The organism is Microbacterium sp. NPDC097977 (genome assembly GCF_040302605.1).
GTDB lineage: Bacteria > Actinomycetota > Actinomycetes > Actinomycetales > Microbacteriaceae > Microbacterium.
Genome location: NZ_JBEOUR010000028.1, coordinates 13840 through 38148, shown reverse-complemented (window position 1 = coordinate 38148; position 24309 = coordinate 13840). Strand labels below are relative to the sequence as shown.

Annotated in this window: 18 protein-coding genes; 13 read left to right on the top strand and 5 right to left on the bottom strand. The window is 69.4% G+C overall.

Annotated features, from left to right (window positions below; all coding sequences use genetic code 11):
- Positions 1 to 107 precede the first annotated feature (107 nt).
- The gene (locus tag ABTZ43_RS08540; protein ID WP_350538499.1) at positions 108 to 953 is read right to left on the bottom strand and encodes an SDR family oxidoreductase; all 846 of its coding nucleotides are present in this window, start codon (positions 951 to 953) and stop codon (positions 108 to 110) included.
- A 94-nt stretch (positions 954 to 1047) separates the two neighbouring features.
- Between ABTZ43_RS08540 and ABTZ43_RS08535 the strand changes: the two genes are divergently transcribed.
- From ABTZ43_RS08535 to ABTZ43_RS08515, 5 genes are all read left to right on the top strand, one after another.
- Positions 1048 to 1413 (top strand): winged helix-turn-helix transcriptional regulator, encoded by a 366-nt coding sequence (locus ABTZ43_RS08535; RefSeq protein ID WP_045253415.1) that lies wholly within the window; start codon positions 1048 to 1050, stop codon positions 1411 to 1413.
- A gap of 99 nt (positions 1414 to 1512) precedes the next feature.
- Entirely contained in the window at positions 1513 to 3054 is a 1542-nt protein-coding gene (locus ABTZ43_RS08530) for an APC family permease (RefSeq protein WP_056412301.1), read from the top strand.
- 41 nt (positions 3055 to 3095) lie between these two features.
- Positions 3096 to 3944, top strand: coding sequence for a tRNA pseudouridine(38-40) synthase TruA (gene truA, locus ABTZ43_RS08525; RefSeq protein WP_350538498.1), 849 nt, complete (start codon positions 3096 to 3098; stop codon positions 3942 to 3944).
- Positions 3941 to 5266 carry a hypothetical protein gene (locus ABTZ43_RS08520; protein WP_350538497.1) on the top strand — a complete coding sequence of 442 codons (1326 nt, stop codon included), beginning with the start codon at positions 3941 to 3943 and terminating at the stop codon, positions 5264 to 5266. Before truA ends, ABTZ43_RS08520 begins: the two co-directional genes overlap by 4 nt.
- Before the next feature lie 22 nt (positions 5267 to 5288).
- Entirely contained in the window at positions 5289 to 6179 is an 891-nt protein-coding gene (locus ABTZ43_RS08515) for a hypothetical protein (protein WP_350538496.1), read from the top strand.
- Positions 6180 to 6241: 62 nt separating this feature from the next.
- Here ABTZ43_RS08515 and ABTZ43_RS08510 read toward each other — a convergent pair whose 3' ends face one another.
- Positions 6242 to 7558: an MFS transporter gene (locus ABTZ43_RS08510; protein ID WP_350538495.1), complete on the bottom strand. Its 1317-nt coding sequence runs from the start codon at positions 7556 to 7558 to the stop codon at positions 6242 to 6244.
- A gap of 214 nt (positions 7559 to 7772) precedes the next feature.
- On the opposite strand from ABTZ43_RS08510, the gene ABTZ43_RS08505 reads away from it, so the two are divergent.
- From ABTZ43_RS08505 to ABTZ43_RS08485, 5 genes are all read left to right on the top strand, one after another.
- A complete protein-coding gene (locus ABTZ43_RS08505) occupies positions 7773 to 8441 on the top strand; it encodes an endonuclease/exonuclease/phosphatase family protein (RefSeq protein ID WP_056412288.1) in 669 nt (222 codons plus the stop codon).
- Between the two features lie 180 nt (positions 8442 to 8621).
- Complete coding sequence (rplM, locus tag ABTZ43_RS08500) at positions 8622 to 9068, top strand: 50S ribosomal protein L13 (RefSeq protein WP_045253410.1); 447 nt, start codon at positions 8622 to 8624, stop codon at positions 9066 to 9068.
- Positions 9069 to 9095: 27 nt separating this feature from the next.
- A complete protein-coding gene (rpsI, locus tag ABTZ43_RS08495) occupies positions 9096 to 9581 on the top strand; it encodes a 30S ribosomal protein S9 (protein WP_056412286.1) in 486 nt (161 codons plus the stop codon).
- A 14-nt stretch (positions 9582 to 9595) separates the two neighbouring features.
- A complete protein-coding gene (gene glmM / locus ABTZ43_RS08490; protein ID WP_056412284.1) occupies positions 9596 to 10954 on the top strand; it encodes a phosphoglucosamine mutase in 1359 nt (452 codons plus the stop codon).
- Between the two features lie 457 nt (positions 10955 to 11411).
- Entirely contained in the window at positions 11412 to 15662 is a 4251-nt protein-coding gene (locus ABTZ43_RS08485) for a DUF7927 domain-containing protein (RefSeq protein ID WP_350538494.1), read from the top strand.
- An 18-nt stretch (positions 15663 to 15680) separates the two neighbouring features.
- Here ABTZ43_RS08485 and ABTZ43_RS08480 read toward each other — a convergent pair whose 3' ends face one another.
- Entirely contained in the window at positions 15681 to 17033 is a 1353-nt protein-coding gene (locus ABTZ43_RS08480) for an MFS transporter (protein ID WP_350538493.1), read from the bottom strand.
- A 48-nt stretch (positions 17034 to 17081) separates the two neighbouring features.
- Here ABTZ43_RS08480 and ABTZ43_RS08475 point away from each other — a divergent pair, with 48 nt between their 5' ends.
- On the top strand, positions 17082 to 19340 hold the full coding sequence (locus tag ABTZ43_RS08475) for a helix-turn-helix transcriptional regulator (protein WP_350538492.1): 2259 nt from the start codon (positions 17082 to 17084) through the stop codon (positions 19338 to 19340).
- 30 nt (positions 19341 to 19370) lie between these two features.
- Here the strand turns inward: ABTZ43_RS08475 and ABTZ43_RS08470 are convergent, their stop codons facing one another.
- On the bottom strand, positions 19371 to 20312 hold the full coding sequence (locus tag ABTZ43_RS08470; RefSeq protein ID WP_314095278.1) for a Ppx/GppA phosphatase family protein: 942 nt from the start codon (positions 20310 to 20312) through the stop codon (positions 19371 to 19373).
- Positions 20313 to 20348: 36 nt separating this feature from the next.
- Here ABTZ43_RS08470 and coaA point away from each other — a divergent pair, with 36 nt between their 5' ends.
- Both coaA and glmS read left to right on the top strand, forming a co-directional pair.
- Entirely contained in the window at positions 20349 to 21293 is a 945-nt protein-coding gene (coaA, locus tag ABTZ43_RS08465; protein WP_149423663.1) for a type I pantothenate kinase, read from the top strand.
- Positions 21294 to 21371: 78 nt separating this feature from the next.
- A complete protein-coding gene (gene glmS, locus ABTZ43_RS08460) occupies positions 21372 to 23219 on the top strand; it encodes a glutamine--fructose-6-phosphate transaminase (isomerizing) (RefSeq protein ID WP_350538491.1) in 1848 nt (615 codons plus the stop codon).
- A 154-nt stretch (positions 23220 to 23373) separates the two neighbouring features.
- Here the strand turns inward: glmS and ABTZ43_RS08455 are convergent, their stop codons facing one another.
- Positions 23374 to 24204 (bottom strand): DUF559 domain-containing protein, encoded by an 831-nt coding sequence (locus ABTZ43_RS08455; RefSeq protein WP_350538490.1) that lies wholly within the window; start codon positions 24202 to 24204, stop codon positions 23374 to 23376.
- Positions 24205 to 24309: the final 105 nt, after the last annotated feature.

Below are 24309 nucleotides of genomic sequence, written 5' to 3'. Positions count from 1 at the left end.
GCCCAACCCGCCCCCCCCCCCCCTCTACCGCAGCCCGCCCCGCTCGGCTCAATCCCCCGACGGCGCCCCCCCCTCCGGGTTGGCCGCCTTCGTGCTGCGTGGCGGCCTCAGGCGATCGCGCGCAGGCCGTCCACCAGCGGCGTGGTCGGCCGACCGATGAGGCTGGAGAGGGTGCCGTCGGTGTCGCCGAGTGCGCCGGAGGCGATTCCCGCGTCGAGGGCGACGACGAATCCTGCCGTGCCCTCATCGAGACCGGCGGCCAGGAGGCCTTCGCGCTGCTCGTCGGGCGTCAGCGAGTGGTAGACGACCTCACGGCCGGAGATCTCGGCGATGGCCGCGGCGAGATCGTCGTAGCTCCAGGCGACGTCGCCGCCGAGTTCGTACACCTGACCGAGGTGGCCGTCTTCGAGCAGCACCACGGCGGCGGCGTCGGCGAAGTCCTTGCGGCTGGCCGAGGCCACACGTCCGGACCCCGCGCCGGCGGCGAGCACGCCGGTCTCGGATGCGCGGGAGAGGTCCGCGGCGTAGTTCTCGGTGTACCAGTTGTTCCGCAGGATCACGGACGGCAGACCCGAGGCGACGATGAGCTCCTCGGTGGCCTTGTGCTCGGGTGCGAGCACGAGGTCGCTCGTGGTGGCCTTGGGGGCGCTGGTGTACACGAACTTGGTGACACCCGCGTCCGTCGCGGCGTCGATGACCGCCCGGTGCTGGGCAGTGCGCTGGCCGACCTCCGAGCCCGAGATCAGCAGCACCGAGTCGACGCCGTCGAGTGCGGCGGCGATCGTCGCAGGCTCCGCGTAGTCGAGGTGAGCGACCCGCACACCCAGGTCGGCGGCCTTCGCGACGTCGCGGGCGCCGGCGACGATCGACTGGGGGTCCGCTCCGCGCTCGAGCAGGCTGGCGACGACGAGGCGTCCGAGATTGCCGGTCGCGCCGGTGACGAGGATGGTCATGGGGTGTCCTTTCGTAGGTGACACGTGCATCAACCTCGGGGAGGCGTCCGGGCATTCCAGATCGTGGGTACCCACTTTGATGTAAGGTACCTACGTGACGGTTAGTTATGCGCAGATACGGGAATCCACGCCGCAGGTCTTCGAGCCCGGGTGCAGCACGCGGGTCGTCCTTGACCACGTGATGAGCAAATGGGGTGTGCTCGTGCTGTCGTCGCTGTCGGACGGCACCCAGCGCTGGGGCGAGCTGCGGCGCGAGGTGGGCGGGATCAGCGAGAAGATGCTCGCCTCGACTCTGCGCACGCTCGCCGACGACGGCCTCGTGCATCGTGAGTCGTTCCCGACCGTGCCTCCGCATGTCGAATACAGCCTGACGCCGCTCGGACGCGATCTCATGCAGCGGATGCTCCCTCTCGTCGAGTGGGTGGCCGATCATGCCGACGCGATGACGGGGCGGGCCTAGTTCCACCGATTCCGTCGCGGTAGCGGGATCGCACCATCGGAAATCGTCGCGCGAAGAAAACGATTGACGCGATAAGCGTGGCGGCCGTATCTTCTGAGCATGTCAGCTACGACGCCGATCCATCTCGAACGCCCCGACGGCAAGGGGCTCGCCACCGGTTCGCTGGGCCTGTGGGGGTCCACCGTCATCGGTCTCGCGTCCACTGCGCCGGTGTACTCGCTGGTCGCGACGCTCGGATTCGTGGTGCTCGCCGTCGGAGCGCAGGCGCCGATCGCCTTCATCATCGCCTTCGTGCCGATGCTCCTCATCGCGTTCGCCTACCGCGAGCTCAACAACGCGGTGCCCGACTGCGGGACGACGTTCACCTGGGGGACGAAGGCGTTCGGTCCCTGGGTGGGCTGGATGGGCGGCTGGGGCGTCGCCGTCGCCGGCATGGTCGTGCTCGCGAACCTCGCCCAGATCGCGTCGGTGTACTTCTGGTCGCTGATCGGATTCGATCTCGAGAACAACGACTGGCGGATCATCCTCGTCGCGGTGCTCTTCATCGCCGCCATGACGTGGGTGAGCTGGCGCGGTGTCGAGATTGGCGAACGCATCCAGAACATCCTTCTCGGCATCCAGTACCTTGCTCTCGCGATCTTCGTCGTGGCCGCGCTGTGGCAGTTCTTCGGAGGCACGGCCCCCGATCCCACGCCGTTCGACCTCGAGTGGCTGAACCCGTTCGCCTTCACCGACTGGTCGGGCTTCACCGAGGCGATCCTGCTCGCGCTCTTCATCTACTGGGGCTGGGACACCTGTCTCGCCCTCAATGAGGAGACGAAGGACCCGAAGAAGATCCCGGGGCGTGCCGCACTGCTGACGACCGTCATCCTGCTGTTCACCTACGTGGGCGTCACGATCGCGGCGATGATGTACGCGGGACTCGGCGACACGGGGACGGGCCTGGGCAACGAGGCCAATGCCGACGACTTCTTCCTCGCGATCAAGGACGGCCTGCTCGGGCCGTTCGGCTGGATGCTGGTCGTCGCCGTGATCATCTCGGCGGTGTCCTCCACGCAGACGACGATCCTCCCGACCGCACGCGGAACCCTCGCGATGGGGGTCTACCGCGCACTGCCCGCGAAGTTCAAGGAGGTGCACCCCACCTTCAAGACGCCGTCGTTCTCGACCGTCGTCATGGGTGTCGTCGCCTCCGCCTACTACGTCGGGATGACCCTGATCAGCGACAACATCCTGCAGGACTCGATCCTGTCGCTGGGACTCGCGATCGCGTTCTACTACGCCATCACGGGTTTCGCCTGCGTCTGGTACTTCCGCAAGGACCTCACCTCGTCGGCGCGCGACTTCTTCTTCAAGGGCCTGTTCCCGCTGCTCGGAGGCCTCATGCTCACGGGCGCCTTCGTGCAGTCGGCCATCGACATGTGGGACGTCGACTACGGCTACACCGTCCTCTTCGGCATCGGCGGCACCTTCGTGATCGGCATCGGCTCGCTCGCCATCGGACTCGTGCTCATGTTCGCCTGGTACCTGTTCCCGCGGTCGAAGCGGTTCTTCCGTGGCGAGAGCCTCAACCGCGACACGCAGGTGATGGTGCCGGACGAGCCGGGCGATCTCATCCGCTCGATCGACGGCGGGATCTGACCGGTATCGGGCGGCGAACGGCTACGGCCTAGGCTTTATCCGTGCGCATCCGGCTCGACATCGCCTATGACGGCACCCACTTCCGCGGGTGGGCCAAGCAGCCGACCCTGCGCACCGTGCAGGGAACCCTCGAAGCGGCGCTCGCGCGCATCGTCGGCTCCGACGTGCAGTTCGTGGTCGCCGGCCGCACGGATGCCGGAGTTCACGCCCAGGGGCAGGTGGCGCACGTCGACCTCGACGAGGAGCAGTGGGCGCGCATCGAGTCGCGACAGGGCCGCACCCCGCAGGATCCGGCGGCCTCCATCGCCCGGCGCATGCGCGGTGTCCTCAGCGCCTACTCCGACGTGAGCGTGACGCGCAGCTCGATCGCTCCCGAGGGGTTCGATGCGCGCTTCTCCGCTGTGTGGCGGCGCTATCGCTACCGGCTCGCCGACGAAGCCGCGGCCTACGACCCGATCCGCCGCGATGACACGACGTCGCACCGCGGCATCCTCGACGAGAGCGCGATGGATGCCGCGGCGCGGACGCTGATCGGACTCCACGACTTCGCGGCGTACTGCAAGCCGCGCGAGGAGGCGACGACCATCCGCACCCTGCTCGACTACCGCTGGAGCAGGGATGCGCAGGGCGTGCTGGTCGCCGAGGTCAAAGCCGATGCCTTCTGTCACAGCATGGTCAGAGCGCTTGTCGGCGCATGCGCGGCGGTGGGCGAGGGCCGCCTCGATGTCGACGACCTCGTCGTGCTGCGCGACGCGCTCACCCGCACCAGCGAATTCAAGGTGCTGGCAGCGAGGGGCCTGACGCTCACCGAGGTCGGGTACCCCGCCGACGAGCTGCTCTCCACCAGGGCGGAGCAGACTCGCGCTCGCCGCGACCGGACGAGCGCATGAGACCCGCTGCGGCCGTCGTCGAGGTCTCGTCACCGGGATGGGCGTTCTGGCGGGCTGTGCTCGACACATGCATCGGCCTGATCGTCGGCACGCTCTACGCGTTCGTCGGCATCGTCGTGATCGGGATCGTGGGGGAGGAGGCGCTGTCTTCGCTCTACTGGCAGATCGACCTCGACCCGCTGTTCCGCGCGAGCATGGGCGTCTTCCTGCTCGTGGCCGCCGTGCTGGCGATCGTCGTCCCGTTCGTGATCGTCATCGAGCGCTTCGCGGCTCTCCGCGCCGTCGAGGCGGCGGCGCGACGGCATCCGGATGCCGTGCCGCAGCGCTCCCTGCGCCTCGAGCTCCGCGACGCGCCCGCTGGGCTGCTGCGGAGCACGGGCACGGCGCTGTTCTGGTCCTTCGTGGGCATCGGCGGCCTCTGCGCGCTCGCCGTGCTCTTCGCCGAAGATCTCCGCGAGGATGCGGTGATGTGGGTCGTCCTCCTCGTCTTCGTCGTGCTCGCGTCGGGTGCGGCGGCCGTGCGGCGGCTCGGCCGACGATGGGTCGAGCGCGACGCGGCGCGCATGGGCGAGCAACGGGGCCGGTGGAAGCGGCTCGTCCCCGCGGCAGTCGCGGCGGACGCCGACCGACGCGACGCCGCGATGCGGGCCGTCGTGCCCGGCTGGCTCTCGGCCCCGAGCGCGCGGGCGCTCGCTCGTGTCGCGAACGTCCTGCTCACTGCGACACTCATCTCGCTCGCGGCGTTCATGCTCTCGGTCTTCATGCGGCAGCAGTGCCGCACCTGCGATCCGGTCTACTGGGACGAGCCCATCGAGAACGGCATCGACGTGCTGAGTCTGGCGAGCGGTGCGGCCATCGCGGTGTGCGCCGCCCTCGGCATCCTGGCCTGGGCCGGAGGAGTCGTCCTGCAGTTCGCGCGGGAACGGGCGCTGACTCGGTGGGTCTCGGATGGTGCACCCCGTCGTGTCGACGTGAGTCTGGTCGAACCGCTGCTCTCGGGCGCTCGGGCGATGGTCCGCCTGCAACGGGGGCTGTCGGCCGTCGGAGCCGCCGGGCTCATGGTGGGCACGGGGGCGATCTGGGCGGAGTGGGAGGGCATGGACGCGCGGGCGATGCTCCTCGTCTCGACGGCTCTGATCGTGCTCGCTCCGGTCATCGGAGGTGCCGATGCCCGACGTGGCCGCCGAGAGCGACAGCTCGCGCGAGACGCGCTGTTCCCCGGCGACGTCGGCCCCCTCGGTGACGAGACGCCGGCGGTCGCGCGAGAGCGGCGACTGCGCAGGGAGCGGCGACTGCGCAGAGAGCGCAGGGAGCGCCGATGACACACGGCGCCGGGGAACGATGATGGAGCGGGTCGACGATCAGGGCGGCCGTTTCGCCGCTGCTCTCCGCGCGGCGATCTCGGAACGGGGCATCACTCTCGCGCGCCTGCGGAGCCAGCTGATCGACGACGGCAACCCGGTCTCGATGGCGACGCTGAGCTACTGGCGCTCCGGCGATCGGCAGCCCGAGGGGGCGCAGTCGCTGAGTGTCGTCGACGGCATCGAAGACCGCCTCGGTCTTCATCGCGGACATCTGGGCGGACTGCTGCGCGCGTCCGCGCGTCTGGGGCCCGTGGCGCCGCCGCGGCTGCCGTTCGACGAGGAGCGGGAACAGCGGGAGACGGAGGAGACCCTGAGGGAGCTGCACGCCGCGCCTCAGGATGCGCTCCGCGATCTCTCCACGCATGTCACGGTGTTCGTGGGTGCCTCCGGAGCGGTCGAGAAGGTGATCATGCGGTGTCTCGTGCAGTCCACGAAGGGGACGATCTCCGAGGTGCCGCTGATCGACGTCGCTCCGAGGGAGACCGAGGTGATGTCGACGATCTCCGATGTCGTGGGTGGACGCGTCGACCGCGAGTACCTGCACCCCGGGCGCCTGCTCTCCGGGGTGGTGATCGCGCTCGACGAGCCGATCGGGACCGGCGCGACCACCCTGTTCGAGTTCACCGAGACCTTCCCCGTCGGCTACCCGCCGCGGCAGTCGGCCTGGCACGGTACGTCGAGGCAATCGCGCGAGAGCCTGATCTGGGTGCGCTTCCACCCGGAGGCTGTGCCGAGCTGGTGCGAGGAGTACATCGAGACGGATGCCGAGTACGTGTCGTCGATCCGTTCGGTGCGCAGTGGGTCCGTCCATCTCGTGCGGCACGGGTTCGGGCCGGGGGTGCTCGGGATCCGCTGGGGTTACGACGAGTGACGGGGGAGTCGACCTCCCCGCGAAGGATCGGCGTGCCTGTCGGCAGCGTCGTGGTCGAGCCTTCAGCGGGATTCGACGCGTCCCAGCTGCTTCCAGGCGAAGAGCACGGTTCCTGCTGCGACGAGTGCGGCGACGAGGAAGAAGACGGTGACCGGCCACGCAGAACCGCCTGCGGCGAGGACGAGCCACGCGGCGAAGGCCGGGGTGGGACCGGCGATGAGGGCGGCGGTGGGTTCTCGTACGAGGACCACCGCGGAGAGCCGGTACTGAGGGTCGAACAGCGCCGTGAGGATCGCGCCCTGGGTGGCGTAGAGAGTGGCGAGGCCGAAGGAGATGCCGAGGACCATCGTCAGGACGATGACGAGTTCGCTTCCTGTCGCGAGCAGAGGGAAGGCGAGGGAGCCGAAGATCGCGAAGACGCCGCACCCGAACAGCCATACTCGGCGGCGTCCGAGTCGGTCCCCGAGGTGGCCGGCCAGGGGCACGACCCCGATGGCGAGCGCCGAGGAGACGAGGTTGGCGACGAGCCCGAACGACGCCGGGTAGCCCAGGGTTCCCGTGAGATAGGACAACAGGTAGACCTGGGTCAGGGAGGAGAACGCCAAGTACGGCCCGTTGACACCGAAGCCGATGAGGATCTCGCGCCATTGGTGTCGGACGGCTTCGGCGAGGGGGAACCGCACGACGCGTCCTGTCGCCTTGACCGCGAGGAATTCCTCTGTCTCGTTGATGCCGGTGCGGATCCACATCCCGATGCCGAGGGTGACGATGCTCGCGAAGAACGGGACACGCCACCCCCAACTCAGGAGCGCATCCTGGGGGAGCAGGGAGATCAGGGCGAAGACGCCGGTGGCGATCACGATTCCGCCGAACACGCCCATCCCGGGGAGTGCGACGCGCACGCCGAGACGCGTGCGGTCTCCGGACTCGGCCATCATGACGAGTGAGCCGACATATTCCGCTCCGGCTCCCATGCCCTGCAGGATTCGGCACAGTGCGAGGAGCACCGGCGCCCACAGCCCGACCTGCGCATACGTGGGCAGCAGGCCTATCGCCAGGGTCGCGACCCCCATCAGCATCAGCGTCGTCACCAGCATGGGCTTGCGCCCGATGCGGTCGCCGAAATGACTGAACAGGATGCCCCCGATGGGGCGGCCCAGGTAGCCGATCGCGAAGGTCAGCAGCGAGCTGATGATCTGGGTCGCGGGGTCGGCGTCGGGGAAGAAGAGCGGGCCGAACACCAGGGCTGCCGCGAGTCCGAAGAGAGTGAAGTCGTAGTACTCGACCACACTTCCGATGATCCCGGCCCACGCGGTGCGGCGGATGTTCCTGTCGCGCCCGAGAGGGGCGTCCGTCGGGGCCGTCTGCGAAACGTTCATCAGCTACAACTCCTATGTTTCAGCTTCGGATGCGGTGATATACCGCGAGAAATAGGGCTTTACGACCGCTCTCGCGGGTCGAGCCGAAGTCAAACATAGGATGTTTACGCATGCAAGATATCGCACGGAGGGCAGGTGGCGGGGAGACGACATTCCTGCGAAGGGTCGATGATCTTCACCGGAATCCAAGACTGACGCACTAGCGTGAACAGCGATGAAGGTCATCTCCTACAACCTGCAGAAGCACAGAGCCGCGAGTGAACTCGTGGCTCTCGTCTCGGAGCACGATCCCGACATCCTGTGTCTGCAGGAATGCGACGTGGCCGACCTTCCGGAGTCCATCGGCGACCTGATCCTCGCCGACGCCACCCAGGCGAACAGGCTGGGTCTGGCGATGTTCTATCGGGCCAGCGAGTTCCACCTGCAGGGCATCCGGACGATCGAGCTGAAGAAGTCCCTGCACGACCGCATCGCCAAGCCCGCGCACGAGCGCGTGCTGGGTGCGAGGCTGCGCGACATCGACGCAGGCCGGGAGTTCATCGCCGCGTCCTTCCACGCCGCGCCGCTGACCGCGCTCAACTCGCTGCGCCGTCACCAGATCCGCGCGGCGCTGACCGAGCTCGCCACTCTCGGCGAGGGGCTTCCCCAGCTGATGGTCGGGGACTACAACTACCCGGTGTTCAAGGAGAACCTCGGCAAGACGGTGCGTGAGCACGGCTACGCGCTCACGATGAGCGACGATCACACGTACACGCGGTACCGCGTGTTCCGCGGCCACTACGACTTCGCGACCTCGGTCGGGTTCGAGATCCAGCGCGTGACGACATTGCCGCAGGGGCTGAGCGATCATCGCCCGATCCTCGTCACCACGCGGTTCGACTGATCACCGAGACTCGCTCGGTTTGGGAGATCGCCCCGCATGACGTAGGCTGTCTCTTTGGTACTCGACTGCCGAGTGCTAACGAACGTGAGCCCTCCACTGGCGTGTTCATCCCTGTAGGGAGGAACCACCCCGGAGTGGGATTCACGAACTTCTCCGTTCGAACAAGAAAGCAGCACTATCGTGACGCGCACTTACACTCCGAAGGCCGGCGAGGTCCAGCGTGACTGGGTCGTCATCGACGCCACTGACGTCGTTCTCGGCCGCCTGGCTTCGCACGCCGCTACGCTCCTGCGTGGCAAGCACAAGCCCACCTTCGCCAACCACATCGACTCGGGTGACTTCGTCATCATCGTGAACGCCGACAAGGTCGCGCTCACGGGTCAGAAGCTCCAGAAGAAGCTGGCCTACCGTCACTCGGGTTACCCGGGCGGCCTGAAGTCGGTCACCTACGCCGAGCTGATGGAGAAGAACCCGGTCCGTGCCGTGGAGAAGGCCATCCGCGGCATGCTCCCCAAGAACAGCATCGGCCGTCAGCAGCTGTCGAAGCTCAAGGTCTACGTCGGTGGCGAGCACCCGCACGCTGCGCAGCAGCCGAAGACGTACACCCTCGACCAGGTCGCCCAGTAAGCGCCGTAAAGACTTAAGGACATACTCGTGGCTGACATCCAGGACACCACCGAAACCCCCCAGAACTTCTCGACGTCGACTCCCGAGACCGACGCAGTCGAGGCGGCTCCCCGCCCCGTGCTCAGCGTCCCGGGTGCCGCTGTCGGCCGTCGCAAGCAGGCCATCGCCCGCGTGCGTCTCGTCCCCGGCTCGGGAACGATCACGGTCAACGGCCGCACGCTCGAGGACTACTTCCCGAACAAGCTGCACCAGCAGCTGATCAACGACCCGTTCACGATCCTCAACCTCGCCGGTGGATACGACGTCATCGCGCGCATCTCCGGTGGTGGCCCCTCGGGCCAGGCCGGCGCGCTGCGTCTCGGCATCGCCCGTTCGCTGAACGGCATCGACGAGGAGAACAACCGTCCGACCCTGAAGAAGGCCGGCTTCCTCTCGCGCGACGCGCGCGTCAAGGAGCGCAAGAAGGCTGGACTCAAGAAGGCCCGTAAGGCGCCTCAGTACTCGAAGCGTTAAGGTCCACCGCTCCGATGCCGATCTTTGGCACGGACGGCGTGCGAGGGCTTGCCAATGGCATCCTCACCGCCGACCTCGCGCTCACCCTGGCCCAGGCGACTGCCGTCGTCCTGGGCCAGGGCCGTACTGCGGAGGCTCGCAAGGCCGAAGGCAAGCGGCTCACGGCCGTCGTGGCCCGCGACCCCCGAGTCTCCGGTCACTTCCTGACGGCCGCCGTCGCGGCCGGTCTCGCCTCCTCCGGCGTGGATGTGCTCGAGGCCGGCGTCATCCCGACGCCCGCGCTCGCCTTCCTCGTCGCCGACCGTGATGCGGACTTCGGCGTGATGATCTCCGCCTCGCACAACGAGGCACCAGACAACGGGATCAAGATCTTCGCGCGCGGCGGAAGAAAGCTCCCCGACCTCGTCGAGCAGCGCATCGAGGCCGCCATGGGCGGCGAGAAGCTGCGCCCGACCGGCGCAGGCGTCGGTCGCATCGATCGTTTCTCCGACGCCGAGGACCGCTACGTCGTGCATCTGCTCGGCTCGCTGCCGAACCGCCTGAACGGACTCAAGGTCGTTCTCGACTGCGCCAACGGCGCGGCATCGGGCGTCTCTCCGGAGACGTTCCGGGATGCCGGCGCCGACGTCACCGTCATCGGTGCGGATCCCGACGGATGGAACATCAACGACGGAGTCGGATCCACCCACCTCGACAACCTCGCCGAGGCCGTCGTGCGTCTCGGCGCTGACATCGGCATCGCCCACGACGGCGACGCCGACCGCTGCCTGGCCGTGGACGCCGAGGGCAAGCACATCGACGGCGACCAGATCATGGCGATCCTCGCGGTGTCGATGAAGGAACGCGGACATCTCACCGACGACACCCTCGTCGCGACGGTCATGAGCAACCTCGGGCTGCACATCGCCATGCGCGAGCACGGGATCACCGTGCGGCAGACCGCGGTCGGCGACCGCTACGTGCTCGAGGACATGAACGAGGGCGGCTACGCGCTCGGCGGCGAGCAGTCCGGACACGTCATCATGAGCGAGTACGCCACCACGGGTGACGGTCTGCTCACCGGGCTGCACCTGGTCGCCGAGATGGCCCGGCAGAAGAAGTCCATCGCCGAGCTCGCCGCCGTCATGACGGTGTACCCGCAGGTTCTCATCAACGTCCGCGGCGTCGACAAGGATGCCGTCGACTCCGACGAGGTCGTGCAGGCCGCGGTTCGCGACGTCGTCGCCGAACTCGGAGAGACGGGCCGCGTGCTGCTGCGCAAGTCCGGCACCGAGCCGCTCGTGCGCGTGATGGTCGAAGCGGCGGACGCCGACTCGGCGCACACCTACGCCGAGCGCCTGGTCGATGTGGTGCGGGAGCGTCTCTCGCTCTGACCCCAGGAGCCCCGTTCCGCGGGCTCTCCGAGCGCCGGTGTCGAGCGCCGGTGTCTGAAGCCCGTTCCGCGGGCGTGTGTCGTGACCCCGATTCGTGACCCCGATTCGTACGCGCCTTTCGTGCGACTGTGCGCCTGTGTCGTGACCCCGATTCGCAGGGGTGCGACGCCCGGGTGAGGCACGGGGTGAAGTCCGGGGTGAAAAGCCCGGATTTCGCCGATCTGCCCTCCCCGCGACGGACAGTCTGGCGGAGGTCCCGGAAGACAGCAGTGCGTCGACGACCCGACGGCGCTCGACAACCGTCCCTCTGTTCTCTCCTGGACCTCACCCGCGCGCGCGAACGCCGCGGGCTCGTTTCCAGGGGAGAACACACGTGAGATTCCGTGCTGCGCAAGAGCACCATCACCCATCATCGGATCCGCAGGCCGCGCCGGACGCGCGCCGCTGGCGCGGGCGAGTGAGGAAGGCCGTCGGCCTCCTCTCGAGCGCTGCGGTCCTCGCATCCTCGCTCGTCGTCGTCGGGGCTGCCGTGACGGCGGCTCCGGCCGCCGCCGCTGATCCTTTCCTGTGCACGCCGGGAGCGGTCTTCGTGCAGAGCTCCACGCAGGTGCGGGAGTTCGACGTCGCCCTCGACGGTGGCGCGGAGGGTGAAGGCGGTTCGCTGAGCACCGAGAGCTTCGGCGCCGACCACTCCGACAACGGACTCGGCATCTCGGCCGGCGGACGCTACGCGTACACGGTCACGAACAGCTCGTTCGACAAGACGCTCGCCAAGCACGATCGCGTGACGAACGAGACGACCAGGACGACCTTCCGGCTCAACTCCGCGGTCCTGCGCGGAGCGGTGCATCCCGAGACGGGCGTCTACTACTTCGCGAGCAACACGACCAACGGCGGCATCAACCTGTACGCCTGGGACGAGAGCGTCACCCCGCAGACCTACGTCCAGATCGGTCAGCTGCGGCCCACGACGGGCAGCGGCGCGTTCGGGGCCAACGGCGACATGGCGTTCAGCGCATCAGGACAGCTCGTGCTGGTCGCGGACAACACCATCTACTCGGCCGACATCCCGACAACCCTGACCCCGAGCACGGCGGTCATCGGCGCCAAGCAGGTGCACTTCATGGGTGACGGCGTGCAGGGCAACGGCATCGCCTTCGGCAACCTCGGCCACATCTTCGTGTCGGTCTCGGGCGGCGGCAACCGCATCATCGAGGTCGACCTTCCCCGCGGCGTGACGGTGAACAGCACCCCGCTCGGCGACTTCTCGCCCACGGACATGTCGAGCTGCACGTTCCCGAACACCCTGACGCTGAAGAAGGACCTGCCGGGCGGACGCTCCGCGGGAACCGACCAGTTCGGCCTGCGGGTCGACTCGCCGGACGGATACCAGGTGCCGCGCACCGACGCCACCACCGCCGGTGCGGCGACGGGCCTGCAGCCCGACTACGCCGGACCGATCTTCACCAACCAGGGAGATTCGTTCGCGCTGTCGGAATCCGCGGCGGGCAGCGCCGAGCTCGACCGCTACGCGAGCTCGTTGAGCTGCGTGCAGCAGCACGCAGACGGGTCGACCTCCCCGGTCGCCCTCAGCGCGACGAACACGGTCGTCCAGCCCGAGGGAAGCCTCGGCACCGACGTCACCTGTGTCTTCGTCAACGACCTGCTCACCCCGGGTCTGGAGCTGCGCAAGACCTCCGATCCCGCCGATGGCACGGTGGCGACCGCGGGTCAGACGATCACCTACACCGTCGAGGCCGAGAACACCGGCAACACGGTCCTCGACCCGGTCGAGATCTCGGATGACCTGGCAGGCGTGCTGACGAACGCCACCTACCAGGACGATGTGGTCACCGCGGTCGACGGCACCGAGATCACGACGGGTGCGGCGACCGTCGACAGCGACCAGCTCTCCTGGATCGGCACCCTCGAGGCCGGTCAGACCGTCACGATCACCTACTCGGTGATCGTGAACGAGGGAGCGGAGGGCGCGAGCATCGAGAACAGCGTCACCGCATCGGGCACGCCTCCCGCGCCGTTCGATCCGATCGTCCCTCCCACGCAGACCACCCGCAACCCCGTCCCCGGCTTCACCGTGGAGAAGACGGCCGACCCCGCATCGGGATCGATCGTCGAGCCCGGTCAGGTCGTCGGCTACACCGTCAGGGGCACGAACACGGGCGCCACGGTGCTCGACCCGGTACAGCTCTCCGATGACCTGTCGGCCGTGCTCGCGCACGCCGACTACAACGACGACAACGTGACCCGCATCGACGACACCGTGCTCGATGAGGGCGCGGCATCTCTCGCCGACACCGACCTCACGTGGACGGGCTCGCTGCAGCCCGGCCAGGCCGTGACCATCACCTACTCCGTGACGGTCCACGACGACGCCGCGGGCGAGGTCCTGCGCAACACCGTCGCGGGTTCCGCGACGCCGACGACCCCGGACCCTGCGGACCCCGACGGTCCTCAGGTGCCCGGCGACACGATCACGCCGCCCGCCGTCGTCACGGAGCATCCGGTCGTCGGATCGGGCTTCACGATCAGCAAGACCGCGAACCCCGAGACGGGTTCCACGGTCGATCCCGGCGACACCATCGTCTACACCGTCACGGGGACGAACACCGGCGGCACCGTGCTGCGTCCGGTCGAGATCACGGACAACCTCGCGGGTGCTCTCGCCCACGCGGCCTACAACGGCGACCTCGCCGCCAGCCGGGGAACGGGCGAGATCGATGCCTCCACCTTGCGCTGGACCGGAATCCTCGAGCCCGGCCAGAACGTCGTGATCACCTACTCGGTCACGGTGGACGCGGATGCCGGTGGCGAGACCATCGCGAACTCGGTGTCCGCCACGGCGACGCCGCAGATCCCCGAGAACCCGAGCGATCCCGACAGCCCGACCACGCCGCGGACCCCTCTGGTGCCGCCGACCGTCACCACCGAACACCCGGTCAACGAGCCCGGCTTCACGTTCGCGAAGTCGGTCGACCCGGCATCCGGTGCCGCGGTCGATCCCGGGCAGCTCCTGACGTACACCCTCGTCGGAGCGAACACCGGTGAGACGTCGCTCGATGTTGATGTCGTCGACGACCTCTCGAAGGTCCTCGCGCACAGCACCTACGGCGCCGACGCGACCGCGATGATCGACGGCAGGGCGGTGACGGCCCCTTCGGTGGTCGACGGCATGCTGACGTGGTCGGGGTCGCTCGCCGCCGGTGAGGTCCTCACCATCACGTACTCCGTGCGCGTCGCAGCGGATGCCGGGGGCGAGGTGCTGGAGAACTCCGCGACCGGCACGGCGACCCCGCCGGGTGGCGACACCCTCACTCCGCCGCCGGGCACCACGACCAACCCGGTCAACCTCCCCGGCTTCGCGCTCTCGAAGAGCGCGGATCCTGCGACGGGCACCTCGGTCGAGCCCGGCAGCGTCATCACCTACACGGTGACCGGCGTCAACACGGGGGAGACCCGGCTCGACGACGTCGCGATCGTCGACGACCTGTCCGATGTGCTCTCGCACGCCGCATACAACGACGACGCCACCGCGGTGATCGACGGAGTCGAGGCGGCTCGACCGACGGCGGACTCGGGTGAGCTCACCTGGACCGGCGCTCTCGAGATCGGCCAGACCGTCACGATCGTCTACTCGGTCACCGTCGACGGTGACGCCGGGGGAGAGCTGATCGAGAACATCGTGAGCGCAGAGGTCACCCCGCCCGGCGGAGGGACCCCGATCGAGGTGCCGCCCGCCACGACGAGCAACCCGGTCGACGAGCCGGGGTTCGAGATCGTCAAGAGCGCGGACCCGGCATCCGGGACCCGCGTCGAACCGGGGAGCGTCATCACCTATACGGTGACCGGCATCAACACCGGCCAGACCGCGCTCGACCCCGTCACGGTGACGGACGACCTCTCCGGAGTGCTGGCGCACGCCGTGTACAACGACGACGTGTCAGCGACGGTCGGCGGCGAGCCGGCGACCGCGCCCTCGATCACCGATGAGCAGCTGACCTGGGTCGGCGACCTGGGCATCGGCGAGCGTGTCACGATCGTCTACTCCGTGACGGTGCGTGGCGATGCCGGCGGCGAGCTGCTGACGAACGTCGCCTCGGCAACCGCGGTCCCGCCGGGTGGCGTCGAGCTGACGCCTCCGCCGGCGGTGACTGAGCACCCGGTCGCACAGCCCGGCTTCTCGTTCGTGAAGACGTCGGACCCCGGATCGGGATCGGCGGTGGCGCCCGGTGACCTCGTCACCTACACGCTCACCGGGATCAACACCGGCGAGACGGGACTCGACGAGGTGGTCATCGCCGATGACCTGAGTGGAGTGCTGAACGCGGCACGGCTCACCGGAGGCATCACGGCGACGGTCGGCGACCACGAGGTCGCTGCCCCCACGGTCGAGGGTACGCAGCTTCGCTGGGTCGGCTCGCTCGCGGAGGGTGAGACCGTGACCATCACCTATGCGGTGACCGTCTCGCAGAGCGCGGACGGCCACACGCTGAGGAATGTGGCGCTGGCCACCGCGACGCCTCCCGGCGGAACGCCGATTCCGCCGGTGTCGAGCGAGACGGTGAACCCGGTTCTGCCCGCGCTCGCGATCACGGGTGGTGAGCTCGCGCCGTGGGTCGTCGTCCTGGGCGTGCTGCTGCTGCTCGCGGGAGGTCTGCTGCTGACGCGCAGGCGTATCGCTCGCGGCTGATCGCGGCTCACGAGGGCGTCATCTCCGAGAGGAGGTGGCGCCCTCGTTCGCGTTATCGGACGGGGCGGCATCCGGCGCGCCGGAGTCCCCGAGGTCGGAGCCATCCCGGTCGGAGTCACCCAGGTCGGAGTCACCCCGGGCGGAGCCGCCGCGAGCCGCCCGACGCAGAGCCGGGATCGCCGCCATGCTCAGCACCGCGACGGCCGCGCCGGTGAGATAGAGGAGCATGTAGTCGTCGGAGGCGCCCGAGATCGGATCACCGGCGCCCATGTGCAGGAGCATCGCGGCGACCATGGGGCCGAAGATCTGGGGGATGGTCTCGGCGGCGTTGAGCACGCCGAGGTATGCGCCGCCTCGGCCCTGCGGGATCACGCGCATGGCCAGAGCCAGGTTGACCGCGAGATAGACGCCGACCGCGAGTCCTCCCAGAGTCGTCGCCGTCCAGAGCGCGACCGGGGCGTCCGCGAAGGCGCGGATCGTCGCGCCACCGGCGAGACCGAGCGCGCCAGCGACCAGGAACGGAAGGTACCGCCCGCGCCTCGACGCCCAGGCGCCGCCCACGCTCGCACCGACGACGATGCCCGCGCCGCCGAGCAGCGTGGCGATCATGGCGACGGGAGTGGCGCCGACGGCGTCCCCCGTCATGCGGTCGATCACCATGTACAGCGTGAAGGCTGTCGTGAGGCCCAGTGCGGACTGCATGCCCAGCCGCTGCAGCCAGAGGGCGACGAAGGTCGGCGACAACGCCGCCCGTAGATCGACACGCGCGCGGTCGCCCGCGGCCGACTCCCGGATCGTCAGAGCGGCCCCGACCACGGCGATCGCCAGGGCCGGCATGACCAGCGCGATGAGGTCGACCTGGCGCGGCAGCAGGGCGGTGAGCACGAGCGGCGGCAGAACGCCGAGGAACGCGGCCGCGGTGAAGATCCCCGAGGCGGACGCACGCCGATCCTCCGGCACGACGTCGGCCAGCAGTGCGGCAGCCGCCGCCAGAGTGGCGTTGAACGCCACCTGCACGCACACCCACGCCGCGATGATCGCCGCGAACGACTCCGCCGCCGACAGCGCGAGGATGCCGATGATGCCCGCGAGCGCTCCGGCCAGCATCCAGGGTCTGCGGCGCCCGAAACGGCCGCGGGTGCGATCGGAGAGGGCGCCGAAGACCGGGTTCGCGATCAGAGCGGACACACCGCCGATCGCCAGCACCAGGGCGAGAGCTCCGGCGCGCTGGTCGGCGCTGAACAGTGCATCGATCTTCAGCGGTATGCCGGCCATGACCGGTGTCGTGAGCGACCCCAGCCCCACCAGATTGACAGCGGCGAGGAGGAGGACGGTGCGTCTCTCCGGCCGGTTCGAGCGCTCGCGCGGCATGCCGTTCCCTTCATCATGACCCCTCAGCACTCTAGCTAGAGTGATCAGATGTCATCGGGGAGGTGGGAACAGCACGTGGCGCGCCCGCGCCTGCTCGCGGCACTGTCGGTCCCCTCGCGCGCGGTGGTGGCCGTGGGCCCCGTCGGCGCGGGAGCGTCGACCCTGCTGAGGCAGTGGGCGCAGGGGCGCACGGCGGAGTGGGGAGTCCCCGGCGACATCCCCGACCCGACAGGAGAGGTGCTCCTGGTGGACGAGGCCGACACTCTGTCGGACGGCGACTGGACGAGAATCCAGGGGCTGCTCGCCGCCGACCCTCGGCTTCTGCTGCGCGCCGCCGTGCACGATCCGAGAGCGGTTCCGGCCGCCCTGCAGGCGGACTTCGTCAGGGAGCTCTGCTTCACCGCCGAGGAGACCCGTGCGTACCTGGCGCTGATCGGATCGCCGCTCGACGCCGCGGGCGTGCACCGGGTCACCGGAGGGCTGCCCGCGGCCGTGCGGGCGATCGGACAGCTCAAGAACCTGCGCGCCGAGCAGGTGAGCGCCGCGCTGCGAGACCTGCATCCCCACCCCCTCGACGCGCCCGACGCGCACCTCGCCGTTCCCGAGGTCCTCACCCGCGAGGTCGTCGCCGCGCTCGGCGGATCCTCCGGTGTCTTCGACCGCGCCGAAGCCGCAGGGCAGGGGGAGTGGGTGGGAGACCCCGGGCATCCGTTCTTCGTCCTCTCCGCCCCGGTGCGCGCGGCCACCGCGGCGGCACACCCGGTGCCCGATCCGCTGTCGGTGCACGCCCGCGCAGGGCGCATCCTGCTCGCACAGGGAGCGTGGTACGGGGCGCTGCTGGAGGGTGCGGCGGCCGGGGCGCTCGACCTCGTCGACGCGGCCCTGAAAGGCGGCGGACTCACCCTCATCCGTGCGCACGGCGCGTCGATCTCGACCGCGTTGCGCGACATCCGCATCCTCGAACTCCGCACCTGGCCGGTGATCGCCATGGCTCAGGCGCTCATCTTCAACGCCCGTCGCGAGCACCGGCTGCGCGCGGTCGAGCTCATGGGCATGGCGCTGATCGGGGCCAGGCGTGCGCCGGCGGACGGCGCAGAGCGTGCGCTGCTGCGTGTGATCGAGGCGGTCGTCCGCCGTCTCCTCGGGGTGGGCGACGACGGCGTCGACGCGGCGCTGACTGCCGCGAGGATCCTCCGGGGCCTCTCGCCCGACGAGCTGCGCAGGATCGACGGCCTGGTCGAGGACCTGCACTCCCACAGCGCGATCACCCTGATGTACGGCGATCGGCTCGACGATGCGCTCGCGGAGTTCGAGCGCGCGTTCGCGACCGCGCGTCGACCCAGCGGACAGCTCGTCGCCATCGGCGGGGCCGCGATGGTGCACGTCTCCTCCGGCGATCTCGTCGCCGCGCAGACTTGGGTGGACATCGCCGCGGCCCGGTCGTGGCCCGAGGCACTGCTCAACGAGTACCAGGGCACCCCGCTTCGCATCGCCGAAGCGAAGATCGCCCTCGAGCGCGACGACCTCGACGGCGCCGAGGCCGCCCTCAACAGCGTCTGGCACATCATCGAGACGGTCGAACATTGGCCCACGCTCGCGCACCTGCGCGCGCTCCTCGACATCCGCCTCGGCCGTGCCGAGGTCGGACTCGAGGAGTTCCGAGCGCTCCGGCGCCGCAGAGGACGACGGAAGCCGCGGTCCCAGCGGCGACTGCTCGACCTCACCGACTCCGCGCTCGCCCTCGCAGCCGGCGACATGGCGTCGGCCCGCAGACTGGTCGACCAGGGCGGCGATGCGGCGATGATCACTCTCGGGGTCGCCAGGGTCGAGATCTTCGACGGGCGCCACGAGCGTGCCCAGCGCAGGCTCGCGGGCATCGAGGTCGAGGCGCCCGAGGCGCGGGCGCACCTCGCGGCACTGGAGGCGCTGATCCTCCGACGATCGGGTCGGCCCGAGGAGGCCGCGACGGCCGCGCGCCGTGCCAGGGCGATCGCCGACGCCTACGGCCTCCGGACGCCGTTCCTCCTCGTCCCCGCCGAGGACAGGGCGCTGTTCGGGCCTGAGATGATCGATGTCGCGACGCCGCGCCTGAGTGCGCGGCCCGTCGTCCCCCGCCTGACCGCGCGAGAGCGGGTGGTCCTCACCGAGCTCCGACGCACCGCCGGCGTGGCCGAGATCGCCGAGCGCCTGCACGTCTCGGAGAACACCGTGAAATCGCAGCGCAGGTCGCTGTACCGCAAACTCGGGGTGTCGTCGCGCGATGAGGCCATCGCCGTCGCGATGGGGCAGGGGCTGTTCGAGCCCTGAGCTGACCGGGGGCCGATGATCACCGCGTGATCAGGCGGGAGCGCCCCAGGGGAGCGACTCGATGTACCGCAGCAGCACCCCTTCGCGCAGCGCCCACGGCGACACCTCGAGCTCGTCGACCTCGAGAGCCGTCATCGCGGTGTGCAGCGAGACGGCGGCGGCGACGATCTGGAATGTGCGGTCGGCGGTGATCCCCGGCAGCTCCTGACGCGCGGTCGCGGGGAGGCGCGCGAGTCGGGGGATCCACGATCCCAGCGACGCCCGGGGCAGCACCATGCGCTGGATGCCCGACCACCCCGGCACCGGGTATCCGGCGAGCTTGGCGAGCGAGCGGATCGCCTTCGACGAGCCGACCACGTGGTCCGGCCGGGGCAGGGCGGTGAACCGCGGGAGGACCTCGGCGAGAGTCGATGCCGCATGCTCCCGGAGGCGCTCGACGTCGTCTTCGCCGGGGGGATCGTGGGGCAGGAACTGCACCGTCATCCGCCCCGCGCCGAGGGCGACGGATGCTGCGGCATCCGGCACCTCGTCGTCGCCCGCGGCGATCTCCAGCGATCCGCCGCCGATGTCGAGGAGCAGCAGCTGGCCGGCCGACCACCCGAACCAGCGGCGGACCGCGAGGAAGGTGAGCGCGGCTTCCGTCTCGCCGTCGAGGACCTGCAGCGGTTGGCCCAGCGCCCGCTCGATCCGGGCGATCACCTCGGTGCCGTTGCGTGCGTCGCGCACGGCGCTGGTCGCGGTCGCCAGCAGCTCGTCGACGTTCTCGGCCTCGGCGACCCGACGAGCCTGCGCGACCGCCGACTCGAGAGCCGCCACGCCCTCTTCCGAGATGGAGCCGTCCGGCGTGAGGTATCGCATCAGCCGCAGCACGGAGCGGTCGCTGGTCGTCGCGAGAGGCCGCCCTCCGGGCCGGACGTCGGCGGCGAGCATGTGGACGGTGTTGGAACCGATGTCGAGGACTCCGAGGCGCACGGGTAGAGACTACTGCCGCGCCGTTACGATGTATCCGTGACCACCGCCGATCCCACGCTGCCGCTGTCTCCGTACCGAGAGATCGGCCGTGAGGAATGGGCGCGGTTGGCCGCGGGGCTCGACCAGCCGCTGACCGAGACCGAGGTCGTGGAGCTGCGCGGCATCGGCGATCGACTCGATCTCGCCGAGGTGCGCGAGGTCTACCTGCCGCTGAGTCGCCTGCTCAGCCTCTACGCGACCTCGACCAAGCGGCTGGGGGCGGCGACGAGCTCGTTCCTGCAGGAGGACGACACCACCACGCCGTTCGTGGTGGGCGTGGCCGGCTCGGTCGCCGTGGGCAAGTCCACCATCGCTCGTCTGCTGCGCGAGCTGATGAGCCGCTGGCCGGGGACGCCGCGGGTCGAGCTGGTGACGACGGACGGCTTCCTCTACTCGAACGCGGAGCTCGCGCGCCGCGGTTTGATGGATCGCAAGGGGTTCCCCGAGTCCTACGACCGCCGAGCGCTCATCGACTTCCTCACCGAGGTCAAGAGCGGCGCCGCCGAGGTGCGCGCCCCGTTCTACTCGCACATGCGCTACGACATCGTGCCCGATGCCCGCGTGGTCGTGCGTCGTCCCGACGTGGTGATCGTCGAGGGGCTCAACGTGCTGCAGCCGCCTGCCGCGCCGAACGACGTCGCGGTGAGCGACCTCTTCGACTTCTCGATCTTCGTCGACGCCGACACCTCGCACATCGAGAAGTGGTACGTCGACCGCTTCCTCGCCCTGCGCCAGGGGGCCTTCTCGAACCCGTCGTCGTACTTCAACGTGTTCGCGCACCTCACGGACGACGAGGCGATCACCACGGCACTCGGATACTGGAACGAGATCAACATGCCGAACCTCGTCGAGAACGTGATGCCGACCAAGCACCGTGCGCGCCTGGTGCTCAACAAGGGCGTCGACCACAGCGTCGAGAGCGTGCTGCTGCGCAAGCTCTGAGCGGCGGCATCCGCGTCGGCGCGGAAACCACGGGTTCGTTCGGCACCTTCGCAAAATCCCGCGCTTATTCTTGACCCCATGTGTGGAATCGTCGGATACGTGGGCCCGCGGCCCAGCCAGGAGATCCTTCTCGCGGGCCTCGCCCGTCTCGAGTACCGGGGCTACGACTCCGCCGGCGTCGCCGTGATCGACCGCGACGGATCGCTCGGCATGCGAAAGAAGGCCGGCAAGCTCGCGATGCTGCGCGACTCCCTCGCCGACGCCCCGCTTCCCGACGGAAGCACCGGGATCGGGCACACCCGCTGGGCGACGCACGGTGGCCCCACCGACGAGAACGCGCACCCGCACCTCGCGGACGACGACCGGCTCGCGGTCATCCACAACGGCATCATCGAGAACTTCGCGGTCCTGCGTGACGAGCTGCTCGCCGACGGCGTGCGCTTCCGCAGCGAGACCGACACCGAGGTCGCGGCCGCTCTCCTCGGCCGCGAGTACCGCTCCAACGGCGGCGACCTGCAGCTTGCCTTCCGCGGTGTCGTCAACCGTCTGGAAGGGGCGTTCACGCTCCTCGCGATGCACCAGGACCACCCCGGCCTCGTCGTCGGTGCCCGCCGCAACTCGCCGCTGGTGATCGGCCTGGGCGAGGGGGAGAACTTCCTCGGATCCGACGTCGCCGCCTTCATCGAGCACACCCGCAAGGCGCTCGCCATCGGTCAGGACCAGATCGTCTCGATCACCCCGGATGCCGTCACCGTGACCGACTTCGCCGGCACGCCCGTCGAGGCCGAGCCTTTCGACGTCTCGTGGGACGCCGCCGCCGCCGAGAAGGGCGGCTGGTCGAGCTTCATGGCCAAGGAGGTCTCCGAGCAGCCCGAGGCCGTCGCGAACACGATCCGCGGACGCATCCGCGGCGAGCAGGTCGTGATCCCGGAGCTCGAGGGCCTGGACGACCTGTTCCTGGGCATCAACCGCATCATCATCACCGCCTGCGGCACCGCGTCGTACTCGGCGCTCGTCGGCAAGTACGCGATCGAGCAGTGGGCGCGCGTCCCCGTCGACGTCGAGCTCGCCCACGAGTTCCGCTACCGCGATCCGGTGATCGGGGCCGACACCCTCGTCGTGTCGATCAGCCAGTCGGGCGAGACCATGGACACCCTGATGGCTGTGAAGTATGCGCGCGAGCGCGGTGCCCGCACCCTGTCGATCTGCAACACCCAGGGGGCGACGATCCCGCGCGAGTCGGATGCCGTGGTCTACACCCACGCCGGCCCCGAGGTCGCGGTCGCCTCCACGAAGGCGTTCTCGGCGCAGATCACCGCGCTGCTGCTGCTCGGTCTGCACATGGGCCGTGTGCGCGGCTCCGTCGACGATGCATCGGCGGACGTCGCCGAGCTGCTGGCGCTTCCCGAGAAGATCGCGAAGGTGCTCGCGAGCGAGCACGATCACGTCAGCCAGCTGGCGGGCTGGATGGCGGACACCCGCTCGGTCCTGTTCCTCGGCCGCCACGTGGGCTTCCCGATCGCGCTCGAGGGCGCGCTCAAGCTCAAGGAGATCTCCTACATCCACGCCGAGGGCTTCGCCGCGGGCGAGCTCAAGCACGGCCCGATCGCGCTGATCGAGCCGGGGCAGCCGGTGTTCGTCCTCGTGCCGTCGCCGCGGCACTCCGCTGTGGTGCACTCGAAGGTGGTCTCCAACATCCAGGAGATCCGTGCCCGCGGCGCTCGCGTGATCGTCGTCGCCGAAGAGGGCGACGCGGCCGTTCTGCCGTTCGCCGACGAGGTCATCCGCATCCCGCTCGCCGGCGCGATGTTCGAGCCGCTGCTCGCGGTCGTGCCGCTGCAGGTGTTCGCGATGGCGCTCGCGACGGCCAAGGGGCTCGACGTCGACCAGCCGCGCAACCTCGCCAAGTCCGTCACGGTCGAGTAGCCCGGCCGGCCTTCGTTCTCGGGCCCTCATTCTCGGGCCCTCGCTCGCGGGCCCTCATCTGCAGGCGTCCCGGCCGTCTGGCTGACGGATCCCCGCACGGATGAACCGGGGTGCGCTCGAGGTCCGCCATGGGGGAATCCTCCCGCCATCCGGCTCACGAGCGCGACCGCGCGAGCGCGCCCAGGATCGCGGCGATCACGACGTCCCACTCGTGGATGATCATGGCGTAGTCGAAGCGCAGCGTCTCGAACCCCAGTCGGGATGCCGCGGCATCCCGACTCAGGTCACGATGGCGTTCGGAGCGGCCGGCGTGATTGTCCTTGCCGTCGGCTTCGAGGATGACGCGTCTCTCCACGACGACGTCGACTCGCCCGACCCCGTCGATCGACACCTGTGTCTCCACTCGGATGCCGAGCAGATGCAGCCGCAGACGGATGATGGACTCCAGCCCGCTGTCTGCGTCATGGCGTGCGATGTCGGCAAGCCACCGAGCGCGCACCGGAAGAGCCGCACGGATGCGGCGCCGCGCGTCTGCGCCGATCAGGCCCAGCGCCCATGCCGACTCGTACGCGGCGAAGAAGAACTCCTCGCCGTGACATCCGAACGCCTGCACGAGCGCCTGTTCGACCGGGGCGAGTCCCAGCCGCATCGAGCCGGCACGGTAGTGCTCGACGCACTCGCAGTGGGCATGCGGATGCGTTCGGCCGGCGTGACCGAGCCAGACATGAGGATGCTCGTCGTCGGCGAGAACCCAGACGCCGTGCATGCGCAGCGCGCCGGAACAGGAGAGCGCGCCCCCGTGCAGGGCGGCAATTCGCACACTCCCCGCGCACGACGGCGCCGCGAACACCCCGGCGCGCACGCGGGACAGCTCGCCGCGCCGCACCGCTTTCGAGAGGTCGTTGCGGGTGCATCCGAATCGCGCGAGCCGCGACCCGCGGGCGACTCCGCCCTGCAGTTCGACGAGCATCAGAGGTGTGGGCATCCGCCGATCCTCGTGCATCCGTCGGCCCGTGGTCACGGAGAATGCCGAGATCTGGGGACATTCTCTGCGCCCCTGCACCGGTGGAGGAGCCGTGGGGCGGGCCGG